We start from the raw sequence: 19,294 nt of genomic DNA, 5'->3' as shown, positions 1-19,294 counted from the left end.
AAAACGCGGGACGCGCCCGCTTTCGCAAGCCTCCCCAGGATAACGGGAGGGTTGTCGGGAGCGGACGCGTTCCGCAGTGCTTTTGCGCAACCGCAAAGCACTTTTCTCATTATCGAGAAGCCCGCTCCGGGCCTCGTCTCAGCAATGCGCCAAACACCGAGAAACCCTCAAAAATAAAAAATAAAACGTTAAATATCAAAGAGATAAAAATAAATAAGGTCTTGGCACCCTTGTTGCAAAACCCCTGTACGGACGGCTTCCGGCGACCACGCATCGCCAGGTTGCCCTGACGTCTACACCACCAATAACAAGCGAAGCCAGGAGATACTATGGAACTCGGTCTGTTCATGATGCCGTTGCACGACCCACGGCGTAACTACACCGAAATGCTGCAACAGGACCGCGAAGCCGCGATCCTCGCCGACCAACTTGGCTTCAGTGAAGTCTGGGTGGGTGAACACTACAGTTGCAGTTCCGAGCCAGTGGCCAACCCGCTGCAATTCTTCGCCACCCTGCTCGACGCCACCAAGAACATCAAGTTCGCCACCGGCGTCCTCAACCTGCCCCAGCACCACCCGGCCACCGTCGCTGGCGATGTTGCCCAGTTCGACCACCTGAGCGGCGGCCGCCTGATCATGGGTGTTGGCCCTGGCGGCCTGGTTTCGGATATGGAACTGTTCGGCACCCAGGACCTCAACCGCGCCGAGATGACTACCGAGTCGGTCGACATCATCCACAAGATCTGGGCCTCCGATCCGCCCTACAACATCCAGGGCAAGTACTGGAACGTGAAGCTGGAGAAGAACATCATCCCGTCGCTGGGCTTCGGACCGATGCTCAAACCCTTCCAGCAGCCACACCCACCGCTGGCCATCTCGGTGATGAGCCCGTCGTCGAGCAGTGCGCGCCAGGCCGGTGAACGCGGCTGGGGTATCGTCAGTGCCAACTTCATCCCGGAAGTCCACGTCAAGTCGCACTGGGAACAGTTCGTCATCGGCTGCGAGAAAGCCGGCCGCCGCCCAGATCCGAACCTGTGGCGCATCGCCCGTTCGATCCTGGTCACCGACACCGACCAGGAAGCCGCCGATTACCTGGCCCGTCCGGACAGCTCCTACGGCTGGTACTACGACTACATCGTCGAAGACATGGCAGCGTTCAACATGAAGCGCATCCTCAAACCTTCCGCCGAGATCCCGGACAGCGAAGTCACCCGTGAAAACTGCCTGGACTGGATGGTCATGTCCGGTTCGCCGAAAACCGTGCTGGACAAGCTGGTGGCCTTCGTCGACTACGTCGGCGTGCCGTTCGGTACCCTGCTGACCACCCAGAAGGACTGGGAAAACCCTGCCCTGCACCAGAAGTCGCTGCGTCTGCTCAGCGAATCGGTCATGCCGAAGCTGCGCGACTACTGCGCCACCCTCAAGCACGTAGCCTGAGCAAGGCCGGGCCATTGAGCCCGGCCAAGGCGACCGGAGCAGTCGCCCGATCGGTTTCACCTTGAACTGCCGAAGAAGCACGGTGCTCCCCTTCACCGGGGAGTACCCATTACAACAATGAGGTTTCGATCAATTCGCCCACACGGGCGAGGCTGCTGTGGCCTTGCGGCCGAGGAGTTGCCATGGGTCTGAACATTACCCAACGCCAGACCGTACTCAGTTCGGTGCTCGCAGCACCGTCCATCATGTTCATGCTGGTGTTCTTCGTCTTTCCTTGCTTGTTGCTGTTGCTGTACAGCTTCTGGACGGCCCGGTCCTTCGTGATCGACCCGACCTTCAATCTCGACAACTACGCTCGCACACTCACTGCGGCCGGTTTCTGGCGCACCGGCCTCACCGGGCTGAACAACGGGCTTTGGACGGCCATCGTATCGGTGGTAATGAGCTTTCCCGCTGCCTACTACATCGTCTATCGAGCACGCGGCAACGCGGCGTTCTACCTGATCCTGCTGTCCTGGTTTTCCAGCTACCTGGTACGGGTCTATGCCTGGCGGACCATCCTTGGCACCAACGGGCTGATCAACAGCACGCTGATGCAATGGGGGCTGATCCAGCAACCGCTGGAGTTCCTCCTGTTCAGCCCCTTCGCCTCGATCATCACCCTGGTCCACATCATGTTTCCCTTCGCCCTGCTGTTGCTGGTCTCGGCACTGCGCGATGTGAAGCAGGACTACCTCGACGCGGCCCGCGACCTGGGCGCGACGCGGACCCAGGTGTTGCTCAGGGTGATCATCCCGATGGCCTACAAAGGCATCGTCTCGGCCTTCATGTTCACCTTCATTCTCGCTGCCGGTGACTACATCACCCCGCAGTTGCTGGGCGGGCGCGACGGTGTCACCAACGGCCTGCTGATCGCCAACCAGTTCCGCAGCGCCGGCAACTGGCCGCTGGGCGCGGCGATGGCATTCATCACCCTGGTCCTGTTCATCGGTATCTACATCACCTTCACCCAACTGCTGCGCGCACTGCGCTTGGCGCCGGGGCTGCGCTTCCACGAGCAGGAGCAGAAATCATGCTGAGGCTTTATCTCTGGCTCTACCTGCTGTTCCTCTATGCGCCGATCGTGGTCATCGGCATGTTCAGCTTCCACAGTTCGGCCTCTCTGGTGTTCCCGTTCGAAGGCTGGAGCCTGCGCTGGTACGAGCAGATCTTCGCCAGCCAGACCTTCCGCAGTTCGCTGTACAACAGCCTGCTGGTGGCAAGCCTGGCCTCGCTGGCGACCACCCTGCTCGGGGCCAGCGTGGCACTGGCGCTGATCCGCATGAAGGGCAAGGTGCGCGAAGCGGTGGCGACGCTCTGCTCGGCGCCCATCGCCCTGCCCGGCCTGTTCCTCGGTATCGCCTTGCTCAGCGCCTTCGCCCAGATGGGCCTGAACCGTTCGCTGCTGACCGTGACCATCGCCCACACGTTGTATGCCCTGCCGTTCTTCGTCGCCACGTTGCGCTCGCGCATCGACTACTTCGACCCCTCCCTCGAAGAAGCCGCTCGCGACCTCGGCGCCAGCCCGTTGCAGGCGTTTCGCATGGTGACCCTGCCGATCCTGCGACCGAGCCTGATCGGTGCGGCCATCCTGGTGTTCGCCCTGTCGTTCGATGAACTGATCATCACCGTGTTCGTCAGCGGCAACGAGACCACGCTGCCGATGATGGTCTGGTCGATGATGCGGCGCACGGTCGACCCGACCATCAACGCCGCCTCCATGGTCGCCTTCGCCCTGTCGCTGATCGTGATACTCGCCGCCGGCGCCGCCTTCTGGCTGCAGCGCCGTGCAAAAACTTCCTACCGTACCTCGCCCACTGGAGTCGATGCCCATGAACCGTCCGATCGTGCAACTGCAGAACGTGCACAAGTCGTTCGGCCCCTTCAAGGCCTTGAATGACATCAACCTCGATATCCGCCAGGGCGAGATCCTCACCCTCCTCGGCCCCAGCGGCTGCGGCAAGACGACGCTGATGCGGATCATCGCCGGCTTCGAGGCACCGACCAGCGGCAGCCTGCTGATCGCCGGCAACGATGCGGTGGCCTTGCCACCGGAGAAACGCAGCGTGAACATGGTGTTCCAGCGCTATGCGCTGTTCCCGCACCTGGATGTGTTCGACAACGTTGCCTTCGGATTGCGCCTGCAGGGCGTGTCGAAGGCGAAGATCAAGGAGCAGGTAAACGCCATGCTGCACCTGGTGCAACTGGACAGCTTCGCCAACCGCTGGATCAACGAGCTCAGCGGTGGCCAATGCCAGCGCGTGGCCCTGGCCCGCGCCCTGGTCAACCGTCCGGACGTGCTGCTGCTCGACGAGCCGCTGGCGGCCCTGGACCTGAAGATTCGCCACCACATGCTCAAGGAGCTCAAGCGCATCCACGAGGAGACAGGCACGACCTTCGTGTACGTCACCCATGACCAGGACGAAGCGATGATCCTTTCCGACCGCGTAGTGCTGATGAACAAGGGTGAGATCGAACAGCTCGGCTCGCCCCAGGACCTCTATGCCGCGCCCGAGTCGCTGTTTTGCGCGCGCTTCTTCGGCGACACCAACATCGTCCAGGGCCATGTCGGCGGGGTCAGCGATGGCCTGGCTGACATTTCCACTGCCTTGTTCAGCGCCCGTGGTGCAGTGCGCCGGGCCAGTGCCGGGGCCAGCGTATCGGTGTCGATCCGTCCCGAAGCCATCCGCCTCGACGCCGCTGCACCGGGCGCCGCCGCCCCCGGCCACAACGCCCTGACGGGAGATATCGAAGACGTGATGTTCATCGGCAATCGCGTGGTCTACCAGGTCAGGCACGGCGAAAGCCTGTTCACCTGCCAGCAGGCGCGCCCGGTCACCGGCATCGAGCATGCCCCCGGCAGTCGGGTCCGGCTGTCGTGGCCCGATGAGGCCGTGGTGGTACTGACCCACTGATCGCCCCCCTATTACAGCAATAAGAAAGGAGTACCCAAGTTGGTTGATTACATCGTGGTAGGCGGAGGCCCTGCTGCTTGCGCAGCGGCTTCCCGGCTTACGGAAGATTCGAACGTTTCGGTCACCCTGCTCGAACAGGGCTCGCGGGACTGGAACCCCTATATCCACATGCCCGTGACCTACTTCAAGACGGCCAAGGGCAACCTGCTGACCCGCTACAAGCTCGAACCACAGCGTGAACAGAACGGCATCACCCCGGAAATGGTCCAGGGGCGCGTGCTCGGCGGTGGCAGCTCGGTCAACGCCATGGTCTACATGCGCGGCTGCCCCGAGGACTACGACAACTGGGAGGCCATGGGCTGCCCTGGCTGGTCGTACAAGGAAGTGCTGCCGTACTTCAAGCGCAGCGAAGACAACGAGCGCTTCGCCGGCGAAGCCCATGGCCAGGGCGGGCCGCTGGGTGTGTCGGACCAGCGGGCGACCCATTACCTCACCAAGAGCTGGGTCAAGGCCGCGCAGCAAATGGGGATCCCCTTCACCGCGGACTTCAATTCCGGCAAGCAGGAAGGCGTCGGTTTCTACCAGGTGAAGATGCGCAACGGCCTGCGCTGCAGCGCTGCGGTGGCGTACCTCAACCCGGCACGCAAGCGCCCCAACCTGAAGATTCGTACGGGCTGCCAGGTCCTCCGGGTGTTAGTCGAGAACGGTCGCGCCTATGGCGTGGAGTACCGCCAGGGCGGCCAGGTCAAGGTGCTGCGCGCCGAGAAGGAAGTCATCGTCAGTGCCGGTGCGGTTGGCTCGCCGACCCTGCTGCTGCGATCCGGGATCGGCCCGGCCGAGCACCTGCGCTCGGTTGGCGTGCCGGTGGTCCACGACCTGCCGGGCGTCGGGGAGAACTTCCAGGACCATGTGGACATGTTCCTGATCTACGAACTGACCGGCCCGCATAGCTACGACAAGTACAAGAAGCTGCACTGGCAGGCCTGGGCCGGTCTCCAGTACCTCCTGTTCCGCAACGGCCCCATCACCTCGAACATCTGTGAAGGCGGTCTGGTCTGGTACGGCGACAAGAATGATCCATTGCCAAACCTGCAGTTCCACTTCCTGCCCGGCGCCGGTGTCGAGGAAGGAGCGGAAACCACCCCGAGCGGCAATGGCTGCACGGTCAACGTGTACCAGACCCGCCCGCGCTCGCGCGGCACGGTGCGCCTGCGCGACGGCAACCCGGACACCCCGCCGCGGGTGGACCCGAACTACCTGTCCGATCCGTACGATGTCGAGCAGCTTGCCGAAGCGGTGCGCCTGGGCATGGAGATCATGGAGCAACCCGCCCTCAAGCCGTACGTTGCACATGTACATCGCCCACGGCACCCGCTGGCGACCCACGAGGAACGTGTGCGCTTCGTCCGTGAAACAGCCCAGGGCGCCCTGCACCCCTCCGGCGCCTGCAAAATGGGCACCGACGCCATGGCGGTGGTCGATCCGGAGTTCCGCGTGCATGGCCTGCAAGGCCTGCGGGTGTGCGATACGTCGGCAATGCCGGCGCTTGTTTCGGGTAATACCAGCGCCCCGTCGATGATGCTCGGCGAGCGCCTGGCCGACTTCATCAAGGGCCGTCGTTCGCTGCTCCCGCAATCACGGCAAGACGCGATCCAGGTGCAAGCCGAGCCAGCCAAGGCTCACGTTTGAGCCTGCTTCTTCACTGACGAAGGCCACCCTCGGGTGGCCTTTTTTCTTCAAGGAATTCTCCATGCAATCGATGTTCGGAACTACCGCCTACCAACGCGCTACGCGCCTGACGTTCTTCGCCGTCGGTTTCACCATGGCGGCCTGGGCGCCGCTGGTGGCCTATGCCAAGCAACGCATGATGCTCGACGACGGCCTGTTCGGCAGCCTGTTGCTGTGCCTCGGCCTCGGCTCGCTGTTGAGCATGCCCTTCGCCGGCCGGATCGCCCAACGCATTGGCCTGAGGCGTCTCATGCAACTCTCCGGCGCTTGTTTCTGTGCCTCTCTGGTTGCCCTTGCGGTGATTTCCTCTGCCTGGCAGTTCGCCGTAGCGCTTTTCGTCTTCGGCGCATGCTTGGGGCTGGGCGACATCTGCGTCAACCTGCAAGGTGCCATGGTCGAGAAAGCTGCAGCGAAACCGCTGATGTCGGGCTTTCACGGGCTGTTCAGCGCCGGAACCTTCGCCGGAGCGGCAGGCGTGACCCTGTTGCTGAACCAGGGCGCCACGCCCCTCTGGGCAGCACTCACGGCGGCGCTGGTTGCATTGGTGATCCTGTTGCTGGCGCGCAGCCATCAGATTCGCCAACTCGACGCCCTGGACAACGCAGCATTTCTCTGGCCCAGGGGCGTGGTACTGTTGATGGCTGCACTGGCGTTCATTTGCCTGCTGATCGAAGGCGCCATGCTCGACTGGAGCGCGCTTTACCTCAAGGGGGTTCACAGCGTGCCACTGGAGTCGGCAGGCATTGCCTACAGCGTGTTCACCCTGGCAATGACCTGCGCACGCCTGGTCGGGGATCGGCTGGCGCGCAGGTTCGGCGACAGCGTACTGCTGATCGGCGGCAGCGCCTTCGCCCTGCTCGGCTTCGTACTCGCCCAGACCTCGTCGCTCACCGGTGCGCTCGCAGGCTTCGCGCTCGCCGGACTCGGCATGGCCAACGCCGTACCGATCCTGTTCCGCGCCGCGCTGATCCAGAATCGCATGCCCTCAGCAGCTAGCCTGAGCACGGTAGCAACCATCGGCTACCTAGGGATCCTGCTCGGCCCGGGCTTTATCGGCCATCTGTCCGAACTGACGTCATTGCACACTGCATTCTGGTGCCTGACCGCAACCCTGCTTGTGCTGTGCCTGTTTGCCCGACCAGCATTGACACGCGGCCTGCCAACCGGGTGAGAACGCCTTCTCATTCTTGAGAAATCAACGAGAAAATCCAGCAACTAGTTGATTTAAAAGGATAAAAAACATGGCATAGCGATTGCTACTTCCTGACTAAACAAGAAGTCCCGCGATTCCCGGGGATGCACTGAACGATCAGGAGATGCCATGAGTTACCCAGAAGTAAAACTGCTCATCAACGGTCAATGGCGCAACGGCGGCGATGCCGCGCGGGGTGAAGTCAGCAACCCCGCCACCGGCGAGATCATCGGCAGCTTCGCCCATGCCAGCCGCGCCGACCTGGACGAAGCGTTGCTGGCTGCCCAGGCCGGCTTCAAGGCCTGGCAAGCGATCTCGGTCTTCGACCGTAGCAAGATCATGCGCAAGGCTGCCGGCCTGATGCGTGAACGCAGCGAAGCCATCGCCACCCTGATCACCGTAGAGGAAGGCAAGCCCCTTGCCGAGGCACGCATGGAGGTCAATGGCGCAGCCGACCTGGTCGACTGGTTTGCCGAGGAAGCCAGACGTACCTATGGCCGGTTGATTCCGTCGCGGGCCAGCAATGTCACCCAGCAGGCGATCCGTGTTGCGGTTGGCCCGGCCATCGGCTTTACCCCCTGGAACTTCCCCGTCAGCCAGATCCTGCGCAAGATCGCCCCGGCACTGGCCGCCGGCTGCTCGATGCTGATCAAAGGCCCCGAGGAAACGCCAGCAGCACCCGCCGCGATGTTCGCCTGCTTCGTCGACGCCGGCGTGCCCGCAGGCACGCTGCAGTTGGTGTATGGCGTGCCAGCGGAGATCTCCGATCATTGCATCCCCAGCCCGATCATCCGCAAGGTGTCCTTCACTGGCTCGGTGCCGGTAGGCAAACACCTCGCCGCGCTCGCCGGCCAGCATATGAAGCCAGCCACCATGGAACTGGGCGGGCATGCACCGGTGATCATCTGCAACGACGCCGATCTTGAAGCTGCCTGCGCCGCACTGATCGCCTTCAAGTTCCGCAATGCCGGCCAGGTGTGCATTTCTCCGACCCGTTTCCTGGTCCAAGACGGTGTTCATGACCGTTTCGTCGAGATGTTCCGGGATGCAGCGGCCCAACTGAAGGTCGGTGACGGCCTTGATCCGTCGACCCAGGTCGGTCCGTTGATCAACGAACGCCGCCTGCAGGCCGTGGAACGCCTGGTGGACGATGCCGTGACCAAGGGCGCGCGCCTGGAAACCGGTGGCGTTCGCCTGGACCGCTCGGGCCACTTCTATGCGCCGACGGTGCTGAGCAACGTCAGCAGCGAGATGGCGATCATGAACGAAGAGCCTTTTGGTCCAGTGGCACTGTTCATCCGCTTCCGTCATCTCGACGAAGCCATCGAGGAAGCCAACCGCCTGCCCTTCGGCCTCGCCTCGTACGCCTGGACCCGGCGCCAAGCCGATATCCACGCCCTGACCCAGGGCGTGGAGGCCGGCATGCTCACCATCAACCATCTGGGCCTTGCCCTGCCAGAGACCCCGTACGGCGGCATCAAGGATTCCGGACATGGGTCCGAGGGTGGCAGCGAAGCCCTAGACGGCTACCTGCACACCCATTTCGTTTCCTGCCTGCACGCCTGACCCCCAGGCCGGCTGCCGTCGCAGCCGGCTTTTATCGAGGACACCGCCATGATCGAACAACAATTCAAAGAAGCCATGGGCCGGTTCGCCGGCGCCGTCACCGCCATCACCACCTTCGCCAACGAACAACCGGCCGGCTTGATCGCCACGGCCGTGTGCAGCCTGTCGTGCGAACCGCCTTCGGTGATCGTGTGCGTGAACAAGACGGCTTCGGCCCACGACCTGATCCTCAACAATGGCTATTTCGGCGTCAGCCTGCTGGCTCCGGCCCATGCCCACGTGGTCAGCCGCTTCAACAGTGCCAAGGGTGCCGAGCGCTTCGACCTCGACGACTGGGTCCTGGACAACGGCAAGGCACCGGTGCTGAACAACGCCCCTGTCGGCCTGGTGTGCCGCATCGGCAACTGCTTCGACGGCTTTTCCCACACCATCTTCGTCGGCCTGATCGAGTCGATCGCGCTGTGCGAGGCGGACCTCAACGAGTGCCTGCTCTGGAAAGGCCGCGGCCTGCACCAGGCGGTCGAGTATGTGGCCAATCGTTGAGCGCCTGGGAGCACTGAGCATGACCTTGATGGCCACCCCGCTGCCCGGGCTGATGCAGGAGTTGCTGTCGACCGTAAAGATCGGCTGGCGCGCCGAACGCGGTCGGCTCAACCTCGGCCCGTCCGACAGCCTGGCCCAGCGCGGGCTGGTCAGCGATGTTCGCTGCATGCCTGGACAGCGGGTCTACCGCCTGGGGCCTGAAGAAGTGGCTCGCGACCTGCGAGCCCTGGCCCGGCGCCTGTTCGAAGCACCGTTCGCCAGCTTCGCAGCCTGCAGCGCGACCCAGGCCAACCAGGCGGTATTCCGGACGCTGCTGCAACCGGGAGATCGGGTGCTGTGCCTGCCCGATGCCGAACTGGAAGCCACGCTGGACGCGCTCTACGTTTCGGCCACCACGCCTCGCCTGGTACGCCAGCGCGCAGTGCGTCTTGCCAATGGCCTGGTGGACTACCCAGCCCTGATCGATCAGGTGCTGGCCGACCCGCCACGCTGCATTGTCGCCGGATATTCAAGCTACACCCGTCATCACGACTACCGGGCGTTGCGCGCACTGGCCGATCGGGTCGGCGCGCTCCTGGTCATCGACATTTCGAGGGTCGCGGGCCTGGTCGCCGCAGGCTTGCATCCCAGTCCATTGGCCTGGGCAGACGTGCTGACCGGCGCTACTCACAAATCCCTGCAAGGGCCGCGCGGCGGCTTCTTCATGACCCGGGACGAGGCGCTGTTCCGGCGATTCCAGACAGTCTTCGACCAGCGTTTCGGTACCGTCATGCCGCAACGGGTGCAACTGGGGTTGCTGCGCTGCCTGCAACTGGCGAGATCGCCACTGCAGATCGCCCAGCAACAGTTGGCACTGGATAACGCCCGTGCCATGGCCGAGGTCTTCAACAACCAGAAGCTGCACGTGCTATTCGGCGGAACCGACATCCAGGCCGTGGTGCTGGACTCCGCTGCCCTCGGGTTGACCGGCCGCCAGGCCAACGTAGCGCTGGGCCGCCTGGGCATCAGCCTGGAACGACGCTCAGATCTCGAAACCACAAGCCTGTTGCTCTGCACCCTGCCGGTCAGCGCACGCGGCATGGGTCCCCAGGCGTGCGCCCACCTGGCCAGCGCCATCGGCAGCACATTGCAACAACGCCACGACCTGAAAACCGTAACCCTGGCCATCGCCAGCGTGGATCGGCTGTGCGCCGACCATCCGCCCTTGCTCAGTGCCATGGATCACCTGCTTCTCCAATAACCCCCCTTGCAAGCCCGGTCTTGCAGAGCACAACAACACTGGAGCTCACATGAAAGTCATCGCAGCAAAAGTCTTCCTGGTAGAAAGCGGCTACGTCAAACCGATCATCGTCGAACTGACCACCGACCAGGGCATCACCGGTATCGGTGAAGCGGCCATCGCCTACGGTCTGGGTGCCACCGCCGCCGCCGGCATGATCAAGGACCTGTGCGAGCGCGTCATCATCGGTGCCGACCCGTTCCGCATCGAAGAGCTGTACTCGAAGATGTACGACAATTCCTTCTGGGCCAAGGGCGGCGGCGCCATCGTCTTTGCCGGGATCAGTGCCATCGAGACCGCCCTGTGGGACATCAAGGCCAAAGCAACCAACCTGCCGATCTACGAATTCTTCGGCGGCAAGGTCTTCGATGAAGTACCGGTCTACGCCAACGGCTGGAACTATCACTGCTTCGACGCCGCGTCCTGGGCACAGGCTGCCGAGCGGCCGATGAAGGACGGTTACAAAGCACTCAAGTGCTATCCGCTGGCTACACAGGACGACAAAGGCCGCCTGCAGCATGTGCAGCGTCGGGCACATGATCGTGATTTCACCGAGCTGGCCTATCAGCGGGTCAAGCAACTGGTGGAAGTCACCGGTGACGCAGCCGAGGTGTACATCGACCTCAGCGGCGGCATGACCACTGCCGAAACCATCCGCCTGTGCAAGCGCTACGAGGATCTGGGCATCACCTGGATCGAGGAGCCGTGCGATGCCTTCGACGTCGGCGCCATGGAAAAGATCGCCAACGCCACCCAGGCCTCGATGGCGGCCGGCGAGCGACTGTACACCCGCCAGGGCTTCCGCCGCCTGATCGAGAAGCAGATCGTCGATATCGTCCAGCCAGATGTCGGCAACACCGGTGGCCTGGGCGAAACGAAGAAGATCGCGGCCATGGCCGAGGCCTACAACATGCGCGTCGCCCCGCATAACTGCGCAAGCTCGCTGTGCACTGCGGCGACCATGCAGGTGGCTGTGACGCTGCCAAACTTCATGACCATGGAGATCTACCCGTACTTCAGCGATTCACCGAAGTACGTGCAGGTTGTGCAGGGTGCTCCGGAAGAGCGAATCGCCGATGGCAAGCTTGGCATCACCGCCGAGCCCGGGCTGGGCGTCACCCTGGATCAGGCGGCCATCGCGCCTTACCTCTGGGCTGAATGCAAAGCTCAGTGATTTCTCGCCATTGATGAAGAAGGCCGCGATTGCGGCCTTTTTCATGCTCGCCAGTCGTCACATTGATGAGAGCCCGACGGGCTCGATGGAACACGCTCATGGAAGTTTTCAGCAGTCTTTCGATCAGAGCACGGATCTGTCTGTTGGCCGGCCTGTGCATCACCGCGACCGTTGCCGCCCTGATTGGCAGCGCCTTGTATCTTTCCAACCGCTCGGTACTCATGGTCAAACAAGCCAGCGCCGACATGCTCCAGCAGGATGCGCAAACCTACCTGAGCGAGGTCGGGCGCGCCCAGGCCAGGCAAACCGAAGCGTTCTTTCTCCAGGCAGCGGAGTTCGGCCAGACCTTGAGTCGCCAGCTCATGCTGGAGCGCGAGAACAAAAAAACCTTGCAAGCGAGCGAAAGCGAGACCCGCATCGCTATCGGTAAAGCCCTGGCCATGCAGGTGAAGGAAAACCCGCTGCCCTTTGGCGTGGGAGTAGCGCTGCAACCGGCCGACCAGGATCAGGCCTTCATCAACAAGGGCGCCGAAGGCAACGAACGTGGCCGCTTCGCGGTCTACCGCTCGACTCATATACCCAGCTACACCATCCCTGAAAAAGAAATCATCGACGACGGAACGACAGCGACCTACTGGTACACCTGCGCCATGCAGCGCTCGGTCGTCTGCCTCACCAACCCCTATACCTATACCGACGCTTCAGGTGTCAGCACCCTGATGGCCACGATCGCCGTACCGCTGCGCATCACCGGGCCGGCCGAAGGCGTGATGAGCGTCGATATCAGCCTGGCCAGCCTGCAAAGCCGCGTCATGACGGCTTCCGACCAGCTGTATGGCGGACATGGCAGAGTGTTGCTGGCAAGCCCGGATGGCCAGGTGGCCGCCGACAGTCTTTCCCGAGAACACCTGGGCAAGCCCCTGACGACGGTGGAAGCGGATTTCGGCACATTACTGGAAGCTGCCCCGGGCCCTGGAGGGGCCAAGGTCCTCCAGCTAGGCGACAACATGCTTGCCGTCACACCCTTCCAGGCGCCCGATGGCACTTGGTGGACGTCGCTTGTCTCCGTCCCCATGAGCCATCTCCTTGCACCTTCCCGGGAATTGGGAGCGCAGCTTGACAGCGTTTCCACACATAGCATGCAGATCCAGTTGCTGGTTGGCAGCGGCGTAGCACTGGCTGCCCTGCTGTTGATCGCCTGGCTGGGTCATGCGATCAGCCAGCCAATCACGCGGGTGGCGGTTGCACTCGGTGATATCGCCGACGGCGACGGTGACCTCACACACAGGCTGAGGCATCACCAAAACGATGAAATTGGACGGCTGGTCAGTGCGTTCAACCGCTTCCTCGACAAGTTGCAACCGGTCATCGCCGCCGTCACCCGCTCGGTGAATGACACCCGGGCTACCGCTGACCAGGCGGCCTCGGTAGCGGCCACGGGGTTGTCCGGTATGCAACAACAGTTCAGGGAGATCGACCTGGTCGCGACGGCCTCTCAGGAAATGACCGCTACCTCCCACGAAGTGACGCGAAGCGCCGCCCAGGCCGCCAACGCCGTGGCGGATGTGGATGCAGCGGCGCAGGAGGGGTTGCGCGCCATCAGCCATACCAACGACGTGATTGTCCAACTTGCCGGACATATCGACCAGGCGCAGCAGGATGTCTCGGGGCTGGCGACCAGCAGCGACGAGATTGGTGGCGTACTGGAGGTCATTCGCTCGATCGCCGAGCAGACCAACCTGCTGGCCCTCAACGCAGCGATCGAGGCTGCGAGAGCTGGAGAGTCCGGTCGCGGGTTTGCCGTGGTGGCCGACGAGGTTCGCAACCTGGCGCGACGCACCCAGGATTCAGTCAGCGAGATCCGCGGCGTGATCGAACAATTGCAAGCCGGTACGCATGTAGTGGTCAAAGCCATGCAACGCAGTCACGCCCAGGCCACTAGCAGTGTGGAAGAGGTGCGGCGGGCGAGCAAAGTGCTGGAAGAGATCAATGGCGCGGTGGCCGTCATCAACGACATGAACCTGCAAATCGCCAGCGCCGCTGAGGAACAGAGTGCAGTGTCCGAGGAGGTCAGCAAGACGGTCATCGCGATCAGGGACGTGACCAAGGAGCTGGCGACGCAGTCGGAGCATGCCGCCGCCATTGGCACCAGCCTCAATGAACTGGCCAATGAACAGCAGCGGCTGATGTCCAGCTTCCGGACGTGATCGTGACAGCGACGGCTCGGTCATGCGCTTCTCAGGACTGAGCCGGCATCATCGCATGGGTGAGAAAGGGACGCTCAAGCGCTATGCACCGGACCTTTTGGCCCCTGTCAAAGCCTGGCTCTACAAGGCTCCGCGAAAAATGACGTCCACTGAGGCCCACTTGGCGCGCGGATTGAATGACCAGTGGGCATCGCGGTTCTGCAACAGGACCGCCCTCCTAAAAAGACGCCTGCATAGGATTTGACATGATAATAAGCGTATTTGACCTGTTCAAGGTCGGCATCGGCCCTTCAAGCTCGCACACCGTGGGTCCGATGTGCGTAGCAGCGATGTTCGCCCGGCAACTGGGCGAACATCGCTGCTACTGACACGCAGAGTCGAAGTCGCGATTTCAGCCCGCTACATCAAGACGGAAACGCTGAGTATTGTCCTTCAAAGATGCACACCCGGATTTCAATCCCAATGCTACGCCGTATACTTCACGGGCGCTCTCTAGGATCAGCGTTGAAGCCTCGTCGACTTGCATGATATTCGCAGTGACCGCTTGCGCCGTGCCGGCCTGCTCATCCGCCGCTGCCGCGATCTGTTCAAGCATATCCCCAACTTGTCGCGACGCGCCGGCGATCAATTGCAATTGCTCGCCCAAACGAATCACCTCACCAGCATCGCCCTTGGATTGCTCGCATGCGCTTTGCATGAAGTTGGCCGTCACCCGTACGCCTTCCTGCAACGCCGCCACCGTGCTGCCGATCTCGGCAGTCGAGGCCTGGGTCTGCGCCGACAGCTCGCGGACCTGGTCGGCCACCACCGCAAAGCCCCGCCCGTGCTCCCCCGCCCGGGCCGCCTCGATGCTGGCGTTGAGCGCAAGCAGGTTGGTCTGCTCGGCAATGTTCCTGATCACCGCGACCACCACGTCAATCCGCTGGGTCCGCTCGCGCAGTTGCTTAAGGGCCACCGCCGCTTCGTCAAGGCGCCCGGTCAGTTGCTGCATGCCCTGGGTGGTCTGCTGGCTGCGCAACTGGCCGGCACTAGCCAGGTTGCGCGCCTCGGCGGAGTGAACGACCGCCTCGCTACACGTCTGCGCCACGCTGCGCGCGGTGCTGGCCAGCTCCACGGCCGCAGCGGCGATCAACGCCACCTGCTGACGCTGATTGTCCGCCGCCTGCAGCGAGGCGCCGGCCTGCTCATCCAGCACCGAGACCGTGGCAGTGACGCCATGGGTCTGCTGGATGATCCCGTGGATCGCACTCTGCAACTGCTCCTGGGCGGCATTGAGTCCATGCCCGATAGTAGCCAGTTCGTCCTTGCCGAGCACACTCACCCGGGAACGCAGATCGCCCTCGCTGAGCGAACGCGCCATCCGGGTGATGCCTGCGGTGGTTCGCCGGATCGAGACCTGCACACACAGCAATCCGTACAAGGCCAGGAGCGTCATCACGCTGAACAGCGACAGTGCCAGCAATCCACTCTGCCAGGCTCGCGCCTGATAAAGGCTCAAGCGTTGGTCAAGGTAACGCTGCGTGCTGGCCTGCAAGCTGTTCGCCAGCGTCAGTGCCTGCGCGATCTGACTGCTGACGGCCATCGGCTGCAATGAGGCGATATCGCGGCGGAAGAACGCCTGCTCCAGTTGCCTGACCACCTCGGTTATCTGCGCCAGCCCGGCCTGAGTGGCGTGCTGCCAGTCCTCCCCCTGCGCCTGTGCAATGGCGGTACTGGCCGTGCTCTGTGCCAGCGTGTCGAGCGTCGCCTGGGTCGCGGCGAGCGCTTCCCGAAGTTGCGAGCGGGTCAGCAGGTTGAAACCGCCGGAGCCGATCACCCCCTGTCCGGTGCTGCCCACTGCGTTCAACTGGCGGGTGAGGCCCGGCACCTGGAAGGTGATGATATCGATCAGTTCCGAGGTGTCCGCCCAGGGATCGCGCCGCAAGCCATGGTCACTGGCGGCGAGTTCGATCAGCTTGCCCATGGCCTGCAGCGAACGGGTCGCGGCGTTGTGGGCATCGGCCCACCAACTGGCCAGCGCTTGTGGATCCTGGCGGGCACGCTCCAGCCGCTGGTGCTCGCTGGACAGCGACTCGACTTCGCTGGCCAGCGCCCGCTCCAATCTCCCGGACGCCTCGAATGACCCTTGGTCCAGCAGCGCCTGCAGTTGCTCGCGGCGCTCGTCCTGATCGCCTAGCCACAGCGTCATGTCGCTCAGCGATGCACCGTCACCACGTGCGGCTACATCCGTGGCACGCCAGCGCGCCGCCAGGTTGCGCCCGGAGGCCGCCCCGGCGTGTCCGGCACCCAGGGTCGCCAGCAAGGCCACTCCCCGGCGCTCCGCCTCGATGCCGCTCAATTCGCTGCGGTAACCGCTGCACAACGCCCACAAGCCGTATCCCAGAGGGATCAGGAACACCAGCATGAGCACCTGGAACTTGCGCGAGAACGACAGCCGTTCCGTCGCGGAAATACCCCATTGCAACACTTTCATCGGTTCGCTCCGTGCCTTGCGCAGACTTTTGCATTGTTATCGTTATACTAATATATTAGTAGCAATTTCAGTCCTTCCTGACAACTGCCCCGGAGCCTTATCCATGCCAGCCACCGCAGCCATTCATGCCGTCGAGATCAATGGCCTCCCCGCCTGGCGCCTGGAGCTGGGCGACGCCTTCGCGTTGATCAGCGCTCAGGGCGCGCAGTTGCTCGAATACGGCTTTCACGGCGAACCCGCAGTGATCTGGAACAACGCGCATGCCAGATTTATCCCGGGCCAGCCAATCCGTGGCGGGGTACCGGTGTGCTGGCCCTGGTTCACTGCCGTGGAAACCAACCCGCAGGCAGTGCGCGACGCCTGGCAATGTGCCGAGCCACCCTTCCACGGCCTGGTCCGGCAAGTCGATTGGCGGCTCGAACACACCTCACTGGAGCCACAGGCCCTGCGCCTCACCCTGCGATCCCCGGTCGATCACCACAGTCTGACCACCCGCCTTCACTTGAGCCTGGAACCCCAGGCACTCGAACTGCACCTGGAGATCAGCAACAAGGGGCCCCGGAGCATCGCCATGGCCGCCGCGCTGCACAGCTACTACGCGGTCAGCGATGTCCGCGAAGTCAGCCTTCAGGGCTTCGCCGGTACCCGCTACCAGGACAATCTCAAGGACCGCGCCCTGTGCAGGCAGATTGATGAACCGCCTATCGCCGGCCTGACCGAACGGGTCTATCAGGGCCTGCCGGATCGCCTGACCGTCGAGGACCCGGCCTGGCAACGGCGCATCGTGATCCAACCCCGTGATAGCCGCTCCGCCGTCCTCTGGAACCCGGGGCCGGAACGCGCCGCCAGCCTGGACCAGTTCCACCCCGAGGCCTGGCGCGGCATGCTGTGCATCGAAACCACGCGGGTCCAGGAGGACCTGCTGGAGGTTGCCGCTGGCACACAAGGCGGATTCGGCGTGCGGATTTCCCGGGAACCTACGACCCGCGCCTGAACAATCGGCACCGCCCAGGGAAACTAACCCCTCAACGAATGCCTGCACTTTCGCTAATATACGAGTACATCTTTCCAGCCTCTCCGCGGAGTCCTCTCATTGAATGCCCCCGTTTTCCATCCCGAGCTGCTCGACCACCGCCTGCCCAAGACAGCCCAGGTCTACGAGTTGCTGCGCTCGGCGATCATTTCCCTGCGCCTGCAACCGGGGGACGTGATCAGCGAAAAGGAGCTGTGCGCGCAACTGGACATCTCCAGGACGCCGCTGCGTGAAGCGGTCTTGCAACTGGCCAACCAGAAGCTGATCACCATCAAGCCCAACTCCAGCACCAGCGTCAGCCTGATCAAGCTCAAGGACGTGATCGAAGGCCAGATCGTGCGCGAGAGCATCGAGTACCGCACCGTGCGCCTGGCTGCGCGCTTCTATGAGAAGGACCGCATCGACCCTTTCACCACCTTGCTGATGCGCCAGAAGTTCGCCTCCGAGCACCGCAGCGTCGATGAGTTCTACGCCCTGGATGAGGAGTTTCACCGGATCATCTGCGAATGCTCCGGCTACCCCAACCTGTGGCGTCTGCTCAACGGCGCCAAGGGGCAACTGGACCGGGTACGGCGCATGGCCTTCCCGGCGCAGAACCAGTTTGCCGAGGTGATCGAGGAGCACGAGCGCATTGCCGATGCGATCCGCGCCAGCGACGAGGAAGCCGCAGTTGAAGCCATGCGCGTACATATCGACAGCATCTACGAGACCCTGAAAGTCCTCTCGGTGAAGCATCCGGATTTCTTCGCCGAAGACTCGGCGACCATCACCAACTGCGACTCCCTGGAAGACTTCAAGCGTCTCTACGCCTGAGCCGAAAAACGCCAGGCGGAGCAATCCGGCTGGCGTTTCCTGGTGCACTCAGTAGATCGAGAACGGGAAGTACTTCTGGTTGATCTTCTCGTAGGTGCCGTCGGCCCGCAGTTCGGCGATGGCCTTGTTGAACTGCTCGCGCAATGCAACTTCGCCCTGGCGCACACCGACCCCCTTGCCGACCCCGAAGTACTTCTCGTTGACCACATCACCACCAACGAAGGCGCAGCAGGCGCCATCCTTGGTCTTCATCCAGACGTAGAGCAGCGCAGCATCGGAGAACACCGTGTCTATGCGACCGTTGGCCAGGTCCATGGCCGCGTCGTCGACCGTCTTGTACTGCTTGATATCCGAGCCCTTGTAGTTCTCTTCAAGGTAGTTGGACTGGGTGGTGGAGACCTGCACGCCAATGCTCTTGCCCACCAGGTCGGCCGGGGTGATGGCGCTCACGCCGCCATCCTTGACGGTGATGAAGCGCGCCGGGGTGGCGTAGTACTTATTGCTGAAATCGATCTTCTTCTTGCGCTCCTCGGTGATGTTCATCGAGGCGACGATGGCGTCGTACTTGCCGGCGACCAGGCCGGGAATCATGCCGTCCCATTCCTGGGCGACGATCTCGCACTTGATCTTCATCCGTTCGCACAGTGCATTGGCGATATCCACGTCGAAGCCGGTCAGCTTGCCCTTGTCCAGGTAGCTGAAGGGCGGATAGGTCCCTTCCGTGGCGATGCGGATTTCCTTGAGCTCATCGGCCGAAGCAATCCCCGCCATCAGGGCAGAGCCCAGGCCGAGGGCCACGAAGAGAACACATTTAGCAAGTTTCATAGACACCACCTTATTTGCCGTACATTAATATATTAGTCTTGTTGCAACATACAGGCCATTGTTCGAATGCT

General features: G+C 62.7%; 15 protein-coding genes and 3 pseudogenes. 15 read left to right on the top strand and 3 right to left on the bottom strand.

Going from position 1 to position 19,294, the window contains the following annotated elements; genetic code table 11:
* Positions 1-329 precede the first annotated feature (329 nt).
* From ACNFHO_RS01185 to ACNFHO_RS01125, 13 genes and pseudogenes are all read left to right on the top strand, one after another.
* On the top strand, positions 330-1,436 hold the full coding sequence (locus ACNFHO_RS01185; RefSeq protein WP_019098949.1) for an LLM class flavin-dependent oxidoreductase: 1,107 nt from the start codon (positions 330-332) through the stop codon (positions 1,434-1,436).
* Positions 1,437-1,618: 182 nt separating this feature from the next.
* Positions 1,619-2,515, top strand: a complete 897-nt coding sequence (locus ACNFHO_RS01180) for an ABC transporter permease (RefSeq protein WP_392502670.1) — start codon at positions 1,619-1,621, stop codon at positions 2,513-2,515.
* Positions 2,509-3,375, top strand: coding sequence for an ABC transporter permease (locus ACNFHO_RS01175; protein WP_019098951.1), 867 nt, complete (start codon positions 2,509-2,511; stop codon positions 3,373-3,375). Before ACNFHO_RS01180 ends, ACNFHO_RS01175 begins: the two co-directional genes overlap by 7 nt.
* Positions 3,308-4,390 (top strand): ABC transporter ATP-binding protein, encoded by a 1,083-nt coding sequence (locus ACNFHO_RS01170; protein WP_019098952.1) that lies wholly within the window; start codon positions 3,308-3,310, stop codon positions 4,388-4,390. The genes ACNFHO_RS01175 and ACNFHO_RS01170 overlap by 68 nt, the downstream gene beginning before the upstream one ends.
* A gap of 39 nt (positions 4,391-4,429) precedes the next feature.
* Positions 4,430-6,079, top strand: a complete 1,650-nt coding sequence (locus ACNFHO_RS01165) for a GMC family oxidoreductase (protein ID WP_019098953.1) — start codon at positions 4,430-4,432, stop codon at positions 6,077-6,079.
* A 61-nt stretch (positions 6,080-6,140) separates the two neighbouring features.
* On the top strand, positions 6,141-7,289 hold the full coding sequence (locus tag ACNFHO_RS01160) for an MFS transporter (protein WP_392502672.1): 1,149 nt from the start codon (positions 6,141-6,143) through the stop codon (positions 7,287-7,289).
* A gap of 150 nt (positions 7,290-7,439) precedes the next feature.
* Positions 7,440-8,876, top strand: a complete 1,437-nt coding sequence (locus ACNFHO_RS01155; protein ID WP_416764849.1) for an NAD-dependent succinate-semialdehyde dehydrogenase — start codon at positions 7,440-7,442, stop codon at positions 8,874-8,876.
* A 48-nt stretch (positions 8,877-8,924) separates the two neighbouring features.
* Positions 8,925-9,419 (top strand): flavin reductase family protein, encoded by a 495-nt coding sequence (locus ACNFHO_RS01150; protein ID WP_019098956.1) that lies wholly within the window; start codon positions 8,925-8,927, stop codon positions 9,417-9,419.
* Positions 9,403-10,659, top strand: a complete 1,257-nt coding sequence (locus ACNFHO_RS01145; RefSeq protein WP_416764847.1) for a hypothetical protein — start codon at positions 9,403-9,405, stop codon at positions 10,657-10,659. Before ACNFHO_RS01150 ends, ACNFHO_RS01145 begins: the two co-directional genes overlap by 17 nt.
* A 49-nt stretch (positions 10,660-10,708) precedes the next feature.
* Entirely contained in the window at positions 10,709-11,872 is a 1,164-nt protein-coding gene (locus ACNFHO_RS01140; RefSeq protein WP_019098958.1) for a mandelate racemase/muconate lactonizing enzyme family protein, read from the top strand.
* Between the two features lie 65 nt (positions 11,873-11,937).
* Positions 11,938-13,221, top strand: a pseudogene (locus ACNFHO_RS01135) (HAMP domain-containing protein); the annotation flags it as partial.
* A gap of 102 nt (positions 13,222-13,323) precedes the next feature.
* The gene (locus ACNFHO_RS01130) at positions 13,324-14,079 is read left to right on the top strand and encodes a methyl-accepting chemotaxis protein (RefSeq protein WP_416765397.1); all 756 of its coding nucleotides are present in this window, start codon (positions 13,324-13,326) and stop codon (positions 14,077-14,079) included.
* A gap of 245 nt (positions 14,080-14,324) precedes the next feature.
* Positions 14,325-14,426 (top strand): annotated as a pseudogene (locus ACNFHO_RS01125) (serine dehydratase beta chain); the annotation flags it as partial.
* Between the two features lie 44 nt (positions 14,427-14,470).
* On the opposite strand, the gene ACNFHO_RS01120 reads toward ACNFHO_RS01125, so the two are convergent.
* Both ACNFHO_RS01120 and ACNFHO_RS01115 read right to left on the bottom strand, forming a co-directional pair.
* Positions 14,471-15,193, bottom strand: a complete 723-nt coding sequence (locus ACNFHO_RS01120) for a methyl-accepting chemotaxis protein (protein WP_416765395.1) — start codon at positions 15,191-15,193, stop codon at positions 14,471-14,473.
* 147 nt (positions 15,194-15,340) lie between these two features.
* Positions 15,341-15,439, bottom strand: a pseudogene (locus tag ACNFHO_RS01115) (HAMP domain-containing protein); the annotation flags it as partial.
* Positions 15,440-16,655: 1,216 nt separating this feature from the next.
* Here ACNFHO_RS01115 and ACNFHO_RS01110 point away from each other — a divergent pair.
* Positions 16,656-17,546 (top strand): D-hexose-6-phosphate mutarotase, encoded by an 891-nt coding sequence (locus tag ACNFHO_RS01110; RefSeq protein WP_416764845.1) that lies wholly within the window; start codon positions 16,656-16,658, stop codon positions 17,544-17,546.
* A gap of 99 nt (positions 17,547-17,645) precedes the next feature.
* Positions 17,646-18,398: a GntR family transcriptional regulator gene (locus ACNFHO_RS01105; protein ID WP_019098962.1), complete on the top strand. Its 753-nt coding sequence runs from the start codon at positions 17,646-17,648 to the stop codon at positions 18,396-18,398.
* A gap of 48 nt (positions 18,399-18,446) precedes the next feature.
* On the opposite strand, the gene ACNFHO_RS01100 is transcribed toward ACNFHO_RS01105, so the two are convergent.
* Positions 18,447-19,223 carry a lysine/arginine/ornithine ABC transporter substrate-binding protein gene (locus tag ACNFHO_RS01100; protein ID WP_416764843.1) on the bottom strand — a complete coding sequence of 259 codons (777 nt, stop codon included), beginning with the start codon at positions 19,221-19,223 and terminating at the stop codon, positions 18,447-18,449.
* Positions 19,224-19,294 lie beyond the last annotated feature (71 nt).

This window comes from Pseudomonas sp. NY15374 (assembly GCF_048068255.1).
Lineage (GTDB): Bacteria > Pseudomonadota > Gammaproteobacteria > Pseudomonadales > Pseudomonadaceae > Aquipseudomonas > Aquipseudomonas machongensis.
Note: the sequence above shows the minus strand (reverse complement) of the source record. Positions and strands in the feature narration are given on the sequence as shown.

Bases quoted from the DNA above. Each gene is read 5' to 3' on its own strand.
- ACNFHO_RS01150 (WP_019098956.1), top strand. From the start codon at position 8,925: ATGATCGAACAACAATTCAAAGAAGCCATGGGCCGGTTCGCCGGCGCC.
- ACNFHO_RS01170 (WP_019098952.1), top strand. From the start codon at position 3,308: ATGAACCGTCCGATCGTGCAACTGCAGAACGTGCACAAGTCGTTCGGC.
- ACNFHO_RS01100 (WP_416764843.1), bottom strand. From the start codon at position 19,223: ATGAAACTTGCTAAATGTGTTCTCTTCGTGGCCCTCGGCCTGGGCTCT.
- ACNFHO_RS01155 (WP_416764849.1), top strand. From the start codon at position 7,440: ATGAGTTACCCAGAAGTAAAACTGCTCATCAACGGTCAATGGCGCAAC.
- ACNFHO_RS01130 (WP_416765397.1), top strand. From the start codon at position 13,324: ATGCAACAACAGTTCAGGGAGATCGACCTGGTCGCGACGGCCTCTCAG.
- ACNFHO_RS01185 (WP_019098949.1), top strand. From the start codon at position 330: ATGGAACTCGGTCTGTTCATGATGCCGTTGCACGACCCACGGCGTAAC.
- ACNFHO_RS01175 (WP_019098951.1), top strand. From the start codon at position 2,509: ATGCTGAGGCTTTATCTCTGGCTCTACCTGCTGTTCCTCTATGCGCCG.
- ACNFHO_RS01160 (WP_392502672.1), top strand. From the start codon at position 6,141: ATGCAATCGATGTTCGGAACTACCGCCTACCAACGCGCTACGCGCCTG.
- ACNFHO_RS01145 (WP_416764847.1), top strand. From the start codon at position 9,403: ATGTGGCCAATCGTTGAGCGCCTGGGAGCACTGAGCATGACCTTGATG.
- ACNFHO_RS01180 (WP_392502670.1), top strand. From the start codon at position 1,619: ATGGGTCTGAACATTACCCAACGCCAGACCGTACTCAGTTCGGTGCTC.
- ACNFHO_RS01140 (WP_019098958.1), top strand. From the start codon at position 10,709: ATGAAAGTCATCGCAGCAAAAGTCTTCCTGGTAGAAAGCGGCTACGTC.
- ACNFHO_RS01110 (WP_416764845.1), top strand. From the start codon at position 16,656: ATGCCAGCCACCGCAGCCATTCATGCCGTCGAGATCAATGGCCTCCCC.